Consider the following 17,090-nt stretch of genomic DNA (forward strand, 5'->3'; position numbering starts at 1 on the left):
TTTTCTGCTTAAAATTCAACACTTAACCCTACTGTATATGTCTTCACCTGAGGATAATATCTATTATCATTAGGCGCTTCTGGATCGATATCGTTTTCCAGACCAGACAATGTAAACAGGTTTTGTCCTGTCACAAATACCCTGGCTCTTGTAATTTTGGCAGGTTCCAAAAGGCTCTTTGGAAGATTATAGTTCAATTGCAATGTTTTCAACCTTACATATGCCCCACTTTCCACCCAATAGCTTGAGGACTGATAGTTTCTCTCCGCTGTTGTTAATCGAGGGAAAGAAGCGTCCGTATTTTCAGGCGTCCAGCTATCCAAATGTAAATCCCTAAAATTACCATCAGTGCTAGTAGGTGCTCTCTTTAACACCAAAGTATTGATATCTGCCTTGGCAACTCCTTGGAAGAAAGCAGCAATACTGAAGCCTTTGTAGGCCGCATTAAGGTTCAAACCGTAAGTATAGCGAGGAATATTGCTTCCCAAATAAACCCTATCTTCTGTATTCACCTCTCCATCGCCGTTCACATCGCGGTAGATCAAGTCACCAGCAGAAGGAGAGCCAGGTTGGGTAGCATGCTGAGCCACTTCATCAGCCGACTGGAAGATTCCATCAGAGATATAGCCAAAGAAAGCCCCAATCGGGTACCCTACCTGATAGGCAGTGGTAATATCGTTGTTATCAGTAGTAAGATAATCCGCATCACCAAAATCAGTAATTTGGTTTTTCACATCAGAGAAGTTGGCTCCAATATCATAGGTAAAATCACTTCCCGCTCTACCATGATAATTTGCTGAAAATTCCCATCCTTTATTTTCTACACTCCCTACATTTTGGTAAGGTGCAGAAAGGCCTACAGTAGAAGGGATCGGAAGCTGTAATAAAATATCATCCGTGTTCTTCACATAGTAGTCAAAAGTAAAATCCATCTTTCCTTGAAGGATGACTAAGTCAAAACCAACATCAGTCATTTTTGTAGTTTCCCAACTTAGTTGGTTGTTAGGATAGGCACTTAGGCCAGCTGCTTGATTAAGCGTTCCTCCAAATGGATAGTCATTAAAGCTGTAGCTGGTCTGGTAGGGATAATTGCCGATAGCATCATTTCCCAACACACCCCAAGAGCCTCTTAATTTCAAATCATCCACAAAGCCTAATCCTTCCATAAAGGATTCATCTGAAATTCTCCATCCTAATGAGAATGAAGGAAAAACACCCCACTTCTGACCATCTGCAAACCTACTTGAACCATCTCTACGGATATTGGCCTCAACCAAATATTTGTCCTTGAAAGCATAGTTTACACGACCAAAGAAAGACAACAAGGCATATTCATTGGCAGTACCATTGGCTTCTTGCCCGTCTGAAGCACCTGCATCAATCTCTGAAAGATTACCATTCGGAATATTTGTCCTATACCCTGTTAGAGACTCATTGGTCTGCAGCAAACTGGAAATACCGGCCAAAACATGTAGGTTATGATTCTCTCCAAAATTCTTTGAATAATTGGCTAAACCTTGGAAGTTTTTGAACCAATAGTCCAAAGACTGCTTGGTCACTTCATTTCTTCCCAACACCACTGAAGATGATTCTGGCACATTATAAATCAACTGTTTTTCATGAAGACTGGTATAGTCAGACTGATAATTGATGGATGCCTTACCGGTTAGCTTCAAACCTTCCATCACTTCATAATCTGCTTGGAAATTACCCGTGAACAAGTTTTGCTTATAACTGTAAATACCTCCTTCATCTTGTAATCTCAATGGGTTTTGCCCCCCTCTTACCACTGCATATTCTCCGTTTGAATAATAGGCAGGAGTCAAAGGATTTATAATAGCAGCCTGACCAAACTGATACCATGCTGAGCCAGAAACACCTTGAGGTTCTTCGCGGTTGGAAATATTGGCAGAAATGTCTGCACTAAAATTAACCTTTTCAGAAGCCTTGATATCGGTATTTACACGAAGTGTAAAACGATCAAAATCCATATTTTCAATCAAACCTTTTTGATCAAAATAATTGGTCGACACCCGATAAGTCACGTTTTCTTGACCGCCAGAAATCGCAAGACTATGACTTTGTTGAAAACCAGAACCCGTTAACACTTTATCCAGCCAATAATTATCTGGATAAGCAACCGGATCACGGTTAGGGTCATCATATGCGGCAATTTGATTATCGGAATATATTGCCCCCGCGCCAGAATTGGCATACATAGTGTTGACCAACTTCATAAAGTCCTTAGCCCCTACAAACTCTGTCATTCTGGTTGGTTCCTGTACACCAAAATAATTGTTATAACTTATTCTTGGCTTTCCGTCCTTACCTCTTTTGGTGGTAATCAATACAACACCATTGGCAGCCCTTACCCCATAAATGGAAGCTGCTGCTGCATCTTTCAACACTGAAATGGATTCAATATCATTGGCATCAATGTCATTGATATCATACTGAACCCCATCTACCAAAACAAGTGGATCATTGCTGTTCAAGGTACCTATACCTCTAATTCTTAAAGTGCCTTGATCAGCTCCAGGTTGTCCACTTCTTTGGGTTACGGTAAGACCAGGGGCTACTCCTTGTAAAGCTGAGGACACCTGACCAACGGGCTTTCTGGAAACCTCTTCGCTTCCCACTGCAGATACCGCTCCCGTAAGGTTGATTTTTTTCTGGGTACCATACCCCACTACGACTACCTCATCCAACGCAGTTTCATCAGCTGACATGGTAACATCAATACTGCTTTGACCAGTATAAGTCACTTCTTGGCTAGAAAAACCAACAAATGAAAAAACTAGGACATCACCTTGATTCACTTCAATTTCATACTCACCCTCCAAGTTGGTTACTGTACCACTGGTGGTTCCTTTCACCAAAACAGTAGCTCCAGGTAGTGGATATCCAATATCATCCAGCACAGTTCCTTTTACTTTCTCTTCTCGAACTACCTCTACTAGCTTGGGTTGGTTTGGAATAGACTTCTTAACACTGATTCTATTGTTGACCTGCTTGAATGAAAGGCCATTTTGGGCCGCAAGTTGATATAATGCAGACTCCAATGTTTGGTTTTTCACAGACAATGAAACCTTGCCCGTCTCCTTTTCCGTCTGGTCATCAAACACAAAAATAAAATCAGATTGACGCTCGATCTCGTGCAAAACGTCAGATAAATCGCCTTCAGACAGATCAAGGTTTACATAAACCTTTTGCATATCCAAAGACCCTTGGGCTTTTGTAGGCATGGCATGCAGCAAGTTTAAAAACAGCAGCTGCAGGGCAAATCCGTACAAATAGTATTTTCCGATCATAATAAGACCATGTAATATATTTTTCATAAATTGAATTGTTTTAGGTTCGAGAATAGTTTGCTTAAAACGTTCAGGAAGGATAGTTGTCGGCCAAAACACTATCTTTCCCTTTTAAGCCAATGAAGCACCACTTCATTGGCTTTTTACTTAACAAAAAGGTTTTATCATAGATTATTTTTTAGGTTTGTTAAAACTGATAGTAACATTCTTTTGTGTTATCTCATGAGAGAACCTTAAGCTATATCCTATGCTTTCCAGCACATTATCCAAATGATCATTTTCAAACCTTCCTGAAACCAATGGCAGCTTTCCTTTTGGTAATTCTTTCAGGGTAATTTCCACTCCATACCAACGCTCAAGAGTCAAGACCACTTCCAAAAAAGGGCTCTCATCAAAAAAAAGTACCCCTTCCTTCCAGAGAAACGCACTTTCTAAATCGAATTTTCTCTTTTTGACTTTTAGATCTGCGCCTAGGAAAGCCTCCTCTCCAGGGGCCAGAAGCATCAAGTCTGACTTATCTCTCGCCTTCGTTACCTCTACTACTCCCGTCGCCAATTTGACCGAGGGACGGTCCTTTTCATAAGCATTGATATTAAAAGATGTCCCTAATGCAGTAGTGGTGATCTCTCCACTCGTGACTGTAAACGCCATACTTGTATCCCTTGTCACCTGAAAAAATGCTTCCCCTTTAAGGGTTAGGTTTCTGTGGTCTTTTCCAAAATTAGATAAATAACTAATCTCACTAGAAGAATTGAGGGTTACCTGGCTGCCATCCGGTAAGTGAACAATTGACTTTTGTCCTTTTTGATTGGACTTCACCACCATGGCAACGGAAGGAGCGGTAATGGCTTCATTTTGATCTAATCCATACCACCCAACAATACCTGCACAAGTCAAAACCAATGCTATTACAGCCGCTATCCCCCAAGACAGGTTGCTACTGACAGACTGAGGTTGATAAACCTTTTTTCCAAAATCTCTGGTCTCCACTTTATTGAACCCGAGTCTTTCCTTGATCTCATTTCCGACTCGATCTTTCCCTACTCTCTCCCAAGGTCTTTTCTCTTTGTATAGTTCTAGTAGAATTTCCTTAGCGGCTTTTATCTCCAATTCCAACTCCGGGTGTTCACTTTCAAACAATTCCCAAGTCAATCGATGAGTACTTAGATGATTCAACACCCAATCGCAAAAGGTCTTATCCTCTAAAAAATCTTCAATGTTATGATAATTTCTTCCCAAAACTCTTAATACTTTATTCTGATTATCCGCAATGATGCCAGTAACCTTAAATCCTTTGCTTAAAGTGGTCAGAAGTTTGAAGCCTGAAGACCGAAGCAGTTGATATTTTAATCAAAACGAATATTTCGACTCGCTTTTAACCTTTACTGGTGCAATTGCGGATATACATTTACTTTATTTATAAAGAGGGAAGAAAAAACATCATCTCACCATTTTGGAGAAAAAAAATTAATATTTATTTAACCTCTAAAACACTTAAGATGTCAAAAAAATGAAAATCAATAAATTAAGAATGTGATTACCGGCTATGATGCCAGTAACCATACATCCTTTGCTAAAGTGGTCGGAAGCCTGTCTAACGGCCAGGTAGACCTGAAGTCTGAAGACCGAAGCAGTTGATACTTTAATCAAATGGACAGTTTCTACTCGCTTTTAATCTTTACTGGTAAAATTGCGGATATACATAATTAACAAAACCATTTTAATGATATTACAATAAAAATAGAGCGAAGAGTATTAATAATACCATTGGAAACAAAATGTGATTTAAGAGACTTGAGCCCTTTTAGAACGAGGTTATAAAGGTAGGGCACCTTAACATCCATCATTTCTGAAATCTCCTCATAACTCAGCCCTTCTAAATATTTGAGATAAATGACCTCCCGCTGCCTATTGGTGAGAATTTTCATGGCTTCCCTTACATGCTTGCCTGAGTCTATGGTTACCTGTCTCTGAACCAAAACCTCTTGGATAGACGCCTCCCAATATGATTCCTCATGAAATTTTTCGAGTCCTTGCCGCTGCCCCCTATCCCCTTGGAGCCTGTTCATGATTTCCCTTCTAAATGTAGTGAAAAGGTAAAACTTAATTGAATGACTGATAGTCAACCGATCTCTCTTTTCCCAAATCACAATAAACACATCCTGGATTACATCTTCTATCAATGTCTTTTCCCCTGAGAACTTGTAGCCATAACTGAACAGAGAGTCAGAAGTTGTCTCATACAGATAGGAAAACGCATGCTGGTTTCCTTCAGTTATTTCTTTCCAAAGCTGACGATCTGAGAGCCGACCAAAATCCATATTACCTTCCTTCAATTGATTGAACAACGAATCAGTCAATTTCAAAACTTCCTTCTAAACGGATATCCCTGGAAGATCTTCCCACCAAGATTTTAAAAGTTCCTGGTTCTACTAGCCTATTCATGTTGGCATTTAAAACCTGTAAATCATCTGAAGTCAACTCAAATTGGATGGTTTCCTGCTTACCTGCTGGGACATTGACCTTATCAAAGCGCTTCAACTCCATCAATGGCCTTACCGTGCTGCTGACCAAGTCCTTTACATATAGCTGCACTACTTCCTCCCCATCTACTTCACTGGTATTGGACACCCTGAAGCTTACCTTTACTTTGGCATCTTGAGCACTTCCCTCTGATTCTACATTAAGGTCAGTATATTCAAATTCTGAATAACTCAACCCATGCCCGAAAGCATACAAAGGTTCAGCACTCCCCTCTACATAATCATGTCTTTTTGGATTTTTATAATTATAATAAACTGGCAATTGTCCAACAGAACGAGGAACGGAAATAGACAGTCTGCCTGCAGGGTTATAATCTCCGAACAATACATCGGCTATGGCATTACCGCCTTCTTGACCTGGGTACCAGGCATCCACAATGGCAGGGATATGCTCATCAGCCCAGTTCAAATTAAGTGGACGACCTTTTATCATCACCAATACTACAGGAGTACCAGTCTTTTCAATAGCCTTCAAAAGCTTCATTTGATCACCTAGCAACTCTAAAGTCATCCGGTCAAAGCCTTCTCCACTTTCCATGTCACTGATGATTTCTCCTTCTTTTGCTCCGCTTACCTTGGCCGCTGCTGTCTCTTCATATTCAGTATCAAAATCCCTTGCACTGCTACCTCCCAATACTACAACAGCTACATCAGCCTGAGCTGCTAAAGCAGCGGCTTCCTCAATTTGACTTTGCGTGGTATCCCTAATCGCACAACCCTTGATATAATCCACCTGAACATCCTTACCTACCTTAGCCTGGATACCCTCCAAAACGGTTACAATATTACTATTGGCTTGAGGCGCCGTATAATCTCCTAATTGATTATAAATATTATCTGCATTAGGACCGATTACGGCTATTTTGTTTAACTTCTTGTTCAAAGGCAAAGTGGCGTTCTCGTTTTTAAGCAAGACCACCGATTCCTTGGCCACCCTTCTTGCCAAGTCAATATGCGCAGCTGACCTCACTTTTTGAGCGGCTAATTCAGGGTTTACATATGGATTCTCAAACAGTCCCATTTCAAATTTCAATCTTAAAACCTTGGCTACTGCCTGATCCAAAACATCCATTTTCACCTTTCCACTTTGAATAGCTGCATAAAGGTTTTTATCAAATCCATATCCGCCCAAATCCGAATCCACACCAGCATCTATAGCCAGTTGTGCTGCATCTTCCAAAGTGGCTGCCACATGGTGACTTCCCTTGAGCCCACTGATACTTCCTAGGTCAGAAACCACAAAGCCATTAAATCCCCAATCATCTCTTAAAACATCATTGAGCAAATATCCATTTGAAGTACACGGAATTCCATCGATGGAATTATAGGCTGTCATTACGGATAAAGCACCTGCTTGTACAGCATCTTTAAATGGAGGCAAATAGCTCTGGTGAAGCTCACGGTCTCCCACGCTCACACTGGTTCCATTATGTCCACCTTCAGGAACACCATAAGCGGTAAAGTGCTTTAAGGTAGAGATCACATTTTCACCTGAGGCAATCGACTCTCCCTGAAATCCCTTGACCATCGCAATCCCCATTTGTCCATTCAAATATGGATCTTCACCATAGGTCTCTTCCACCCTTGACCATCTTGGCTCCCTTGCCAAATCCAGCACTGGACCATAACCAATATGCCCACCTTGTAACCTTGTCTCCAGCGCAATCACAGAAGCCATTTCTTCGATCAACTCAGGATTCCAAGTACTTGCCTGCCCAATGGAGGTAGGAAAAACAGTTGTACCAATGGCCATATGCCCATGCGGACATTCCTCAGCCAAAAGCATAGGAATTCCCAATCGGGTATTTTCCATCACATATCGCTGCATGGCATTCGTAGCTTCTGCTGCCAAGTCTGGCTGCAAACCGGTTTCCAAAGTTTTTTGGGTCCAAGGGTCAGCCCTTAGGGTAGCCCAAAGCATACCGATATTCCTTTCCTGCACCGCTTTCTTGAAAGCCTCACTAGCCTCCACCCCATCAGCTGTTTTCTCATACATTTCCCAGCCCAAAAGCGTAGATAATTGACCTACTTTTTCCTCTAAAGTCATCCTGCCCATTAGATCTATCACCCGATCTTGAACTGACTGATTTGCTTGCTTATAAATCGGCCTTGATTCTTTTGTCTGTCCATTTAACAAGTTGGGAACAAATATGATCAGTACACCAGCCAACAATAATTGAGGGCCCAGAAGTCTAATGGTTTGATTAAACATAATGATATATTAGTTATAGGGTAATTCTTTGCCAGAGACAGCATTAACAGAGGCTCTATTTAGTTATTTTTTTACTTAAGTAAAACTATAATATTAAAAATATTTGTTCAATTGACACTATTAAAAAAAGAATAGTGAAACGAAAGACATAAAACTACAAAAAATAACTTTTCACAAGTCTTAACAACCTAAACAAGTAAAGCTAAAACGATTATGTACTTCTCAACAGCATTTATCTATCGGTATTATAAATGTACCACGCAGAAAAGCTGGAAAAAACAATGCTTTGATCCACGAACTGCATCAACTTTAGCGGATCTTTTGACTTTAATTGCTTTCTCAAAATATAGTAAAAAGACACTTTCAAGCGCCTTTTTAGAATACTTTTAAATGATCATACTTCGTATAAATCCCCGCCCCCGTTCATCGAGTGTGGGCTTCGTGGACAGATTAAATGAGGCTCAAGAAATATTCAATGGTATGTAGTAACCTCATACCAGAGCTGGGGCAAAGCTACATCAAAGCTAGGGCAAAGCTGGGGTAAAGCTGGGGTAAAGCTGGGGTAAAGTAGACCCTATGGTCAATTATTTTCGTTTAAAGTACAATTTTTAAAGCTGCATTATTTGTAGAATCATAATTCATCATTTAATTGAATGAACAATACCCTAGAAATTGTTGGCATCTAATATTGTCAGTCATAATACCAATAGGGGTATGAACTTGCTCCAAGTAATCAACCAAGCAGCAACTATACTTAACAACAATAATAGATTTGACGAACCATAAAGTATAACTTTAAAAAAGAACTCTCAGACCTTCAAGGTCAACAAGTAGGCATTATAAATGTAGAATTGGCCAATGGACTGGCCATGCAAGTAGACAATCCACACCCTCTTAACGTTTGGGAATGGTGCCAAAAACTGACAGCAGAAGGCACCTTGGAACTGGACACTTCAGACCTAGAACTCTTCGAATCCACCATCAAGAAGTCAAAAGGATTTACTGTGTTTTTTATTGGCCAGGTGCTTCAAGAATTGGGTAGACAGAAAAAATAGCAATATTAAGAAATGTCACCTTTTACAAATCATTTTTGGAAAAAGAATAATACCTCATATTTTTGATTGCTATTCTTTTTTTATGGAAACAAATTCAACTTTTGACAAAAGAAGTTTGGGATATATCCCTCATTTAGATGGTCTTCGGGCTGTGGCAGTAATTTTAGTTATGCTAACACATGCAAATTTTCAACTTGGGAAAAGTGGGATAATTGGAGTTCAAATGTTCTTTTCTCTTTCTGGTTTTCTAATTACTACATTACTTCTTGAAGAATATCATAAACATAGAAACGTGTCTCTAAAGGCATTTTATGTGAGAAGATTTTTTCGATTGATCCCTCCATTGCTATTATTACTATGTTTTATTGCAATATTAAACAATACTGTATTCAATTATCAAGTGAGAGACGGTGTAAATGAAGAGATATTGGCAGCTCTATTTTATTTTTACAATGTGGCTTGGGTTTGGGGCATAGGTGAAGGACTTATACTAGGACATATGTGGACATTGGGAGTTGAAGAACAATTTTATCTAATATGGCCAATCATTTTGATAATTTTTATCCGGTTAAATAAGACTAAACTCCTGTCTAATTTATTAGTATTGATAACTCTACTATCACTTATACTAAAGCAAGTTTACAATAACCCTCCCTTGGCTGATTCGTTATTACACGAATCCTTAATAATTGGATGTTTGGGTGGATTATATAGGTGCAATTATCCTAGGTTGTATTCCTCCCCAATTTTGGCGTTAATCCCCATGCTGCTATTGATATTTTTTGGAATATTTCCTAATTCCGAATTTCATCTATTTGTTTTGAATGGAGGAAGCTGGTTGATTGGATTACTAACTACTATTTTTATTATTTCTATTACTGGCAATAAAAAATCACCATTTTTTAAATTATTTGCTAACCCAACACTTATTTATACTGGTAAAATATCATATTCACTATATCTATGGCATGTTCCCATATTTAAACTTTTTAAATGGTATTCTCCTTTTATCCCTGCTGTAAGCTTTATTTTGAAATTTTTAGTAAGCCTTATATTAGCAATTTTAACATGGCACTTTCTTGAAAAAAAATCCATCGGATTTGGCAGAAAAATATCAAACAGAATTCTTTCTACAAGTAAAAATAAAGTATCGCATTATTTCCCTTAACCGACCACATGTATGTTCTTTCTATATTCAGACAATGCAGACTTCAAAACACTAATGCTACCTCTGAACTTTTGTGCCTGACTATGACTTGTCGAGAAAGCCCCATTAGGAATATCTCTCGCTATTTCATGTAAATCAATCAACGTAAACCCACCATACCTCACATGAGTTCTATAATCATTAAGCGGTGATAAAATATCTTTGAATTTCTCCAAAACATCGTTCCATAGCCTATGAAATTCCATATTGTCTATCACCACGAGATTTGCATCAATTAGCCCTTGCAATCTTCTGGATTCAGATTTATGGGTATTGGAATTAACCTCATATCTCTGTAAGAAAAGATCCAACTGAGGCTTTAACTGGTCATTGGTTTGAGTGGGTACTTTCAATTTTTCATATTCCTCAAATGACCCTAGAGTCAAAACATCATCAGTGACCGATAGAAATTCAAAAAGAGCTCGATAAGTCTCTGTAATGGTGCTTATCTTTTCCTCAAGTTTAACTTGATCAGCATATTTTTTCAAATACTTCTTACCTTCTATAAAGGCATAAACAATAAGAATGGTCTGAATTCCAGTAAATATCATAATGATTAACCCAATGCCAGAATCAAAAATACTGGTTGAATTTTCTATTAATTGATAAAATTGGTCGAGGGTCATTTACTTTCACAATTTAATTTTCAGCAACTCCTTTATAAATATAATATACAGAAATTACTCCAGATCATTCTTAATCTTCAACTTCTCCCCCGTTGTGCCGCGGAACGCCCTAACCCTGAGTCTCCGACTCAATCCTTTCCCCTCCCCAAAAACCAACTTTCCTAACCCCAACCCACCCTTTCCTTCCAATTTAGCCCATGACTAATCCGTCATCGCTAACTAGCGAAGCGATCTACACCCTATTAGGGGATCGCCACGCCCTCTTTAGGCCGGTCTCACGATGACCGCCTTTGCTCTTTGTCCCTTTTCTCCCCTTTGCTACTTGATACTCAATACTTGCTACCAACTACCCTTTAGGTAAAAAACACAAAAAGGCCTTTCGGAAATTCCGAAAGGCCTTTTTGTGCGCACGAGAGGATTCGAACCTCCACGCCCATAGAGCACCACCCCCTCAAGATGGCGTGTCTACCAATTTCACCACGTGCGCGTGATTGGTTTGCAAAAGTAGAAAGATATACCTTTTGCTCCAAACGATCATTAAACATTTATATCCAAAAACCACAGCGCATTTTGTCCCTAACTGATTATCAAGCCAATTTATTCGCTATAAATCTTTCTCCATGATAATTCTAAATTCCTCTTTCGGGTATTTCTTGACCAAGTCCGTAATCATGAAGCCTCTCTTAAGTCCAAACCTGATCATCTCTTTATGCCTATTCCTAGTCTTGAAAAACAACTTTTTATATCCAGATTTTTTTGCCCAATCCGCTTGTACATCGGCCAAAACACCAGCCACTCCATTTCTTCTAAACGCAGGCAACACTCCTCCCATCCAAGAATAAAAAGTATCTTCATCAATCGCATAACCTACCTTAAAACCTACCAACTTGCCGACATACTCTGCCACTAAGATAAGGTTGGCTTTTCCTTGAAGTCGCTCAGCATATACATCGCCCCCGTATGGTCGCTCAAATTCAGGGACAGCTAGACTAATTGAAAGCACCTCTGCAATTGTTCCTCCCCGGATAATGATCTCAGACTTCTCCTTTTCATCCATTTAAAATACGATTTCCATTTTTATATCACACCGGGAATACTTTCCTATTTCAGGTTCAGCTTCCTTAAACCCCAATTTTTGATACATGCTAATCGCTGGAGACAATTTTCGATTACTATACAAAACAACTTTTTGAGCGCCTAAATCTTTTGCCTGCTCCAAAATAGCACTGGCCAATTTCCACCCTACCTTCTTTCCTTGAGCCTCTGGCACAACTCCCATTTTTGTCATTTCATAAATCCCATCTTCTTGATACTTGAGTGCAACTGTCCCTAATATTTGACCTTCCAGTTCGGCAAATAGAATGGCACCTCCTTGATCTATAATATGAAGCTGAGGGTCTTCTAACACTTCAATATCCACTGGCTCCAATGTAAAATGCTCTTTGATCCAGGCTTTGTTTATAGATTCAAAATAAGGCTGTAAAGCTGGTTGGTAAGGAATGACTTTTACTTTTTCCATATATTATCGAAGCTAAAAATAATTTAAGAGAATTACATTTTTGAAACGCCCAAATCTCAGCATGGGTTGCACATTATTTGAGATATTAAAAACCCCATGTCATGCACCCCTATTAATCTTCCTGCTACAAGTCCAGCACAGTGAGACGTAAATTGTCTCTTTATGGCTACCCATGCAAGCATAAAACAGGATTAGTTTATAAAACAAACACAAAAAAGTTTATTAAATTTACAAAATGATTACAGACAGCCAGCGAAGCATCGTACATATGGACCTCGACTCATTCTTTGTTTCTGTCGAACGTTTGTTTGACAGTAGACTAAATGGGAAGCCTATCCTCATTGGAGGAACAGGAGATCGTGGTGTGGTCGCTTCTTGCAGCTATGAAGCCCGCAAGTTTGGTATCCACTCAGCCATGCCTATGCGAACAGCCCGTCAATTATGTCCCGAAGCCCTAATCATCCGGGGCGATACAGAACGCTATAGTCAAAAATCCCATGAGATCACTGAAATCATTAGAGAAGATGTTCCGCTTTTCGAAAAATCGTCTATTGACGAATTCTATATTGATTACTCCGGCATGGATAAATTTTTCGGTTGCTTCAAAATGGCACAAGAGCTTAGGCAAAAAATCATAAAAGAAACCGGGCTCCCTATTTCCTTAGGACTTTCCGAGAATAAAACCGTCTCCAAGGTAGCCACAGGAGAGGCCAAACCTGATAATGAAAAAGAAATTCCCAGAGGAACAGAAAAGCCTTTTTTGGCTCCTTTATCCGTACGAAAAATCCCAATGATCGGTGAAAAGACGGCCCATAGCCTCTATGGAATGGGCGTAAAAAAAATCCATACCTTACAGGCCATGCCTGCAGAATTATTGGAAAGTGCATTTGGCAAAAACGGATTGGCACTTTGGGACAAGGCCAATGGAGTAGACCGAAACCCTGTAGTCCCCTACTCCGAAGCCAAATCGATCTCCACTGAAAACACTTTCAGCCAGGACACCATAGATGTGAGAATGCTGGAAGCCACACTCATAGCCATGACAGAACAGCTTGCCACCAAGCTCCGAAAAAACAAACAGCTAACCTGCTGTGTAAATGTCAAAATCCGCTATTCTGACTTCGACACGCACACCATGCAGCAACGCATCCCTTACACCGCTGCTGACCACACCCTCATCCCCATTGTTAAAGAGCTTTTTAGAAAGCTCTACAATCGACGTTTGCTCATTAGGCTCATCGGAGTCAGGTTTAGCGCCTTGGTTCATGGCCATTATCAAATCAACCTTTTTGAAGATACCCAAGAAAGTATCAGGCTCTATCAGGCATTGGACAAAATCAACGTAAAATATGGTGAAAAAACAGTGTGTAGAGCTATAGGAATGAAAGTCGGACATCGTAACTTCAACCCCTTTAATGGGATAGCCATTTGACAGAACCTTGCACAAGATTGTCATACTGAATTCTTTTTGATTAATTTTACGCCCAATCTGATCACTGCCCACTTAACCTCTCCATCATTACCTAAAGAAAAGATATATTTCCATGCAAGAAATCCAGCATATAGAAGCACAGATAAAACCGCTAAAAGAAAAGCTATCCAACCACCCATTATATGCGCAACTATCCTCCATTGAGGACATTAAAACATTCATGGAGCACCATGTCTATGCCGTCTGGGATTTCATGTCTTTGTTAAAAGCTTTGCAAAAAGACCTTACCTGTATTTCCTTGCCTTGGATTCCAGCCACCAGCCCTAGTTTGGCACGTTTTATCAATGAAATCGTCCATGGTGAAGAAAGCGATATCAATGAGCTTGGAGAACCTAAAAGCCATTATGAAATGTATCTGGATGCCATGAAACAAACAGGGGCCAACACCGAAGAAATCAACTCTTTTATCGACTTGATATCCAAAGGACATGCTATTTCAGAGGCATTAAAAATGGTCAATGCTGACCCTGTCGTACAGGAATTTGTCCAATTCACTTTTGAAGTTGTCAAAACTGGCAAACCCCATTTAATCGCATCTGCATTTACTTTTGGAAGGGAAGACCTTATCCCAGACATGTTTATTGAAATTATCAAAAAAGCAGAAGCCGAAAAAAACCAGTCTTATAGCAAACTCAGCTATTACTTACAACGCCATATCGAATTGGACGGTGATGAGCATGGTCCTCTGTCCATGCAAATGATCGCTGAACTATGTGGCGACAATCAACAAAAGTGGGAAGAGTCACTTCATGTAGCCAAACAAGCCTTGCTCCACAGGGTTAAGTTATGGGATCAAATCACCCAAAAGATCGCAGCCAAACAACCTTCCCTTCCTTAAATCCGCCTAAAAGACAAATGCAATAAACCCGTGCTCCCTTTACGCTCAATATCCCTCCGCCGTGCCTTGTTATTTTCCTGCTTGCTATTCACTTTTATTTCAAGTGGTTTTTCCCAACAAAAAGAAACCATTCACGAAAACCAGCAATGGCTGCAATATTACAACAAGCTCCATTTTGCTGAAAAATGGAGCTTAGCCACAGACCTAGGCTTAAGATTTAAAAATGGGTTTGACAAAAAGACACGTTATATAGCAAGGACTGGATTAATCTACTATTTAAGTGACAAGCTTCAAATAGCTGCTGGTTTTGCCCGACTGGGATCTTATTATCAAGGTCAAGAAGTCAAAGTCATTGAGACAAGACCCTTTCAAAGCCTAAGCATGAAACACCACCAAGGACTATTCAATTTGGCCCAAAGGCTTTCAATGGAAGAACGCAGCTTTAAAAATATCAACAGCGACACGCCCCTAAGTACGGACATCACTTTGCGCTTAAGGTATAGATTGATGTTCAATATCCCTCTTACTTCTTTCAATTCTGGTTCAAGCACAAAAAAAATCTCTCTTAACTTTGGCAATGAGCTATTTCTAAATGCCAATAACGACATTGCTGCAAGCACATTTGATCAAAATAGGGTTATTCTTGGTCCTGCCATTCAGCTCAACAAAAGTTTTAAAGCCTCCATTATTTACCAATACCAATATTCTTCTACTCCAATAGAAAACACCTACAAGCAAACCAGTATTTTAAGGATGAACCTCAAACACAACCTTGATCTAAGAAATTAATGAAGGATAATTTTACTTCCTGAAAACAACTCCTAGAAAGGGGAAGTAACTATTGCATGATTTCTCTCTCCAATACTTTTTTGCTATTCTCTACTTGTCGGTCTTTAAAGCTATTTGGAGAATCCAAGGTCAATATCCTTGGTGAGTTTTTTGCAATTTTTCTAACTTTTCGTAGCGTAACAGCATCTAAGGTCAAACACAAAACAACAACTGTCCCTAATACAAAAGGCAGCAAAACGCTATCTGAAAACCCTGAAGTAGCCACCACCAAACCTAAAAAGCTCAATTTTACCCCCCCCAGCAAACAAGTAACCTGATCATGTCTTAACCCCATTCTCATCAAAAAATGATGCACATGGGATTTATCGGCAGCCATTGGCGACTTTCCTCTCTTCATCCTTTTTACCATCACACGAAGTGTATCGAAGCATGAAATAAGGACTAAAGCCAAACCTGCAGTAATTGGGGCATGAAATTTCAGAGGATGTCCATCTGCAAGCAAAGTCCCATTAGCATTCACAAAAAAGACACTGAATACTGACAACATAAACCCTAGAGTCAATGACCCTGTGTCCCCCATAAAAATTTTGGCAGGATGCCAATTGTAAACCATAAAAGATAAAATCCCTCCAGCAGTCACCAAGGACATGACCCCAAATTCAACAAAGCCTGTACTTAAAAACCAACCTCCCAAAAACAAAAATGATATCAAACTCAATGTTCCTGCCAAGCCGTCCAATCCATCTACAAGGTTAAAAGCATTGGTGAGACCTATTATAGTGAATACAGTCAAACCATAACTCATCCAAATCGGCAACTCTTCAACTCCTAAGAATCCATAAAAACTGCTTATCCGTATGTCTCCCAAAACAACCACAAAAGCTATTGCCAAAAGCTGTCCGAACAACTTCTGAAGTGCGCTCAACTCAACCATATCATCTCGCAATCCCAATAGGAACATAACCCCCAATCCCATCATCAGAAACCTGACTTCAAGCCATTGTTGGTAAGAAAAAGCCACCATCAACCCTCCAAGTATGGCACAGACAATACCTATACCTCCCATCGAAGGAACAGCTTCTTTATGAATTTTCCTCCCCCCTGGTTCATCTAGGAGATTGGTCTTTTTAATAATTTTAATAACAACTGGGATAGCAAGTAGGCCAGTAAAAAAAGCGATTAATGCGGGTATAATTTGAAGCATAATAAAAATAAAAAGGTTACAACAATTAATTTTCGTTTAGTCAATAACTTGGTTTCAACTTTTGTGCCATCAAAAAAATATCCTTAAGGATGACACCTTTCATAATTTAAAAAACAAAATAAGCCTTTACAACTGTGGAGTAGTATCACGAATTTACACAAATAGTAGAGTTTCCACATAAAAAAACTATTTAAAATTCACACACAAATAAATTTATTTCGTTTACAAACATAAGTCTTACGAATACATATCGCAATACCCCAAAAAGGGTATTTATTATCTGGCCCTTCAAAA

Annotated in this window: 13 protein-coding genes and 1 tRNA gene; 5 read left to right on the top strand and 9 right to left on the bottom strand. The window is 39.5% G+C overall.

Annotated elements, in window-relative coordinates:
• Positions 1–8 precede the first annotated feature (8 nt).
• The 4 genes from IFO69_RS02075 to IFO69_RS02090 form a co-directional block, all read right to left on the bottom strand.
• On the bottom strand, positions 9–3,338 hold the full coding sequence (locus IFO69_RS02075) for a TonB-dependent receptor (protein ID WP_192007516.1): 3,330 nt from the start codon (positions 3,336–3,338) through the stop codon (positions 9–11).
• 144 nt (positions 3,339–3,482) lie between these two features.
• Positions 3,483–4,550, bottom strand: a complete 1,068-nt coding sequence (locus IFO69_RS02080) for a FecR family protein (RefSeq protein WP_192007518.1) — start codon at positions 4,548–4,550, stop codon at positions 3,483–3,485.
• A 467-nt stretch (positions 4,551–5,017) separates the two neighbouring features.
• Positions 5,018–5,671: an RNA polymerase sigma factor gene (locus IFO69_RS02085; RefSeq protein WP_192007520.1), complete on the bottom strand. Its 654-nt coding sequence runs from the start codon at positions 5,669–5,671 to the stop codon at positions 5,018–5,020.
• Positions 5,664–8,066: a glycoside hydrolase family 3 N-terminal domain-containing protein gene (locus tag IFO69_RS02090; protein WP_192007522.1), complete on the bottom strand. Its 2,403-nt coding sequence runs from the start codon at positions 8,064–8,066 to the stop codon at positions 5,664–5,666. Before IFO69_RS02090 ends, IFO69_RS02085 begins: the two co-directional genes overlap by 8 nt.
• 851 nt (positions 8,067–8,917) lie before the next feature.
• Here IFO69_RS02090 and IFO69_RS02095 point away from each other — a divergent pair.
• Positions 8,918–9,121 carry a hypothetical protein gene (locus IFO69_RS02095; RefSeq protein WP_192007527.1) on the top strand — a complete coding sequence of 68 codons (204 nt, stop codon included), beginning with the start codon at positions 8,918–8,920 and terminating at the stop codon, positions 9,119–9,121.
• Between the two features lie 82 nt (positions 9,122–9,203).
• Positions 9,204–10,289: an acyltransferase family protein gene (locus IFO69_RS02100; protein WP_192007530.1), complete on the top strand. Its 1,086-nt coding sequence runs from the start codon at positions 9,204–9,206 to the stop codon at positions 10,287–10,289.
• Here the strand turns inward: IFO69_RS02100 and IFO69_RS02105 are convergent.
• The 4 genes from IFO69_RS02105 to IFO69_RS02120 all read right to left on the bottom strand — a co-directional run bounded on the left by IFO69_RS02105 (position 10,286) and on the right by IFO69_RS02120 (position 12,473).
• Positions 10,286–10,954, bottom strand: a complete 669-nt coding sequence (locus IFO69_RS02105) for a hypothetical protein (protein ID WP_192007533.1) — start codon at positions 10,952–10,954, stop codon at positions 10,286–10,288. The genes IFO69_RS02100 and IFO69_RS02105 overlap by 4 nt on opposite strands.
• A 404-nt stretch (positions 10,955–11,358) precedes the next feature.
• Positions 11,359–11,441 (bottom strand) — tRNA-Leu (locus tag IFO69_RS02110).
• Between the two features lie 117 nt (positions 11,442–11,558).
• Positions 11,559–12,011 carry a GNAT family N-acetyltransferase gene (locus IFO69_RS02115; RefSeq protein WP_192007536.1) on the bottom strand — a complete coding sequence of 151 codons (453 nt, stop codon included), beginning with the start codon at positions 12,009–12,011 and terminating at the stop codon, positions 11,559–11,561.
• Complete coding sequence (locus IFO69_RS02120; protein ID WP_192007538.1) at positions 12,012–12,473, bottom strand: GNAT family N-acetyltransferase; 462 nt, start codon at positions 12,471–12,473, stop codon at positions 12,012–12,014. It abuts the gene before it with no gap.
• 235 nt (positions 12,474–12,708) lie between these two features.
• Between IFO69_RS02120 and dinB the strand changes: the two genes are divergently transcribed.
• The 3 genes from dinB (at position 12,709) to IFO69_RS02135 (ending at position 15,592) form a co-directional block, all read left to right on the top strand.
• Positions 12,709–13,905 (top strand): DNA polymerase IV, encoded by a 1,197-nt coding sequence (gene dinB, locus IFO69_RS02125; protein WP_192007543.1) that lies wholly within the window; start codon positions 12,709–12,711, stop codon positions 13,903–13,905.
• A 112-nt stretch (positions 13,906–14,017) separates the two neighbouring features.
• Complete coding sequence (locus tag IFO69_RS02130) at positions 14,018–14,803, top strand: DUF3050 domain-containing protein (RefSeq protein ID WP_192007545.1); 786 nt, start codon at positions 14,018–14,020, stop codon at positions 14,801–14,803.
• An 81-nt stretch (positions 14,804–14,884) separates the two neighbouring features.
• Complete coding sequence (locus tag IFO69_RS02135; RefSeq protein WP_192007547.1) at positions 14,885–15,592, top strand: DUF2490 domain-containing protein; 708 nt, start codon at positions 14,885–14,887, stop codon at positions 15,590–15,592.
• Between the two features lie 49 nt (positions 15,593–15,641).
• Here the strand turns inward: IFO69_RS02135 and IFO69_RS02140 are convergent, their stop codons facing one another.
• A complete protein-coding gene (locus tag IFO69_RS02140) occupies positions 15,642–16,796 on the bottom strand; it encodes a glycosyltransferase family 4 protein (RefSeq protein ID WP_192007550.1) in 1,155 nt (384 codons plus the stop codon).
• Between the last annotated feature and the right edge of the window lie 294 nt (positions 16,797–17,090).

The organism is Echinicola arenosa (assembly GCF_014841125.1).
GTDB lineage: Bacteria > Bacteroidota > Bacteroidia > Cytophagales > Cyclobacteriaceae > Echinicola > Echinicola arenosa.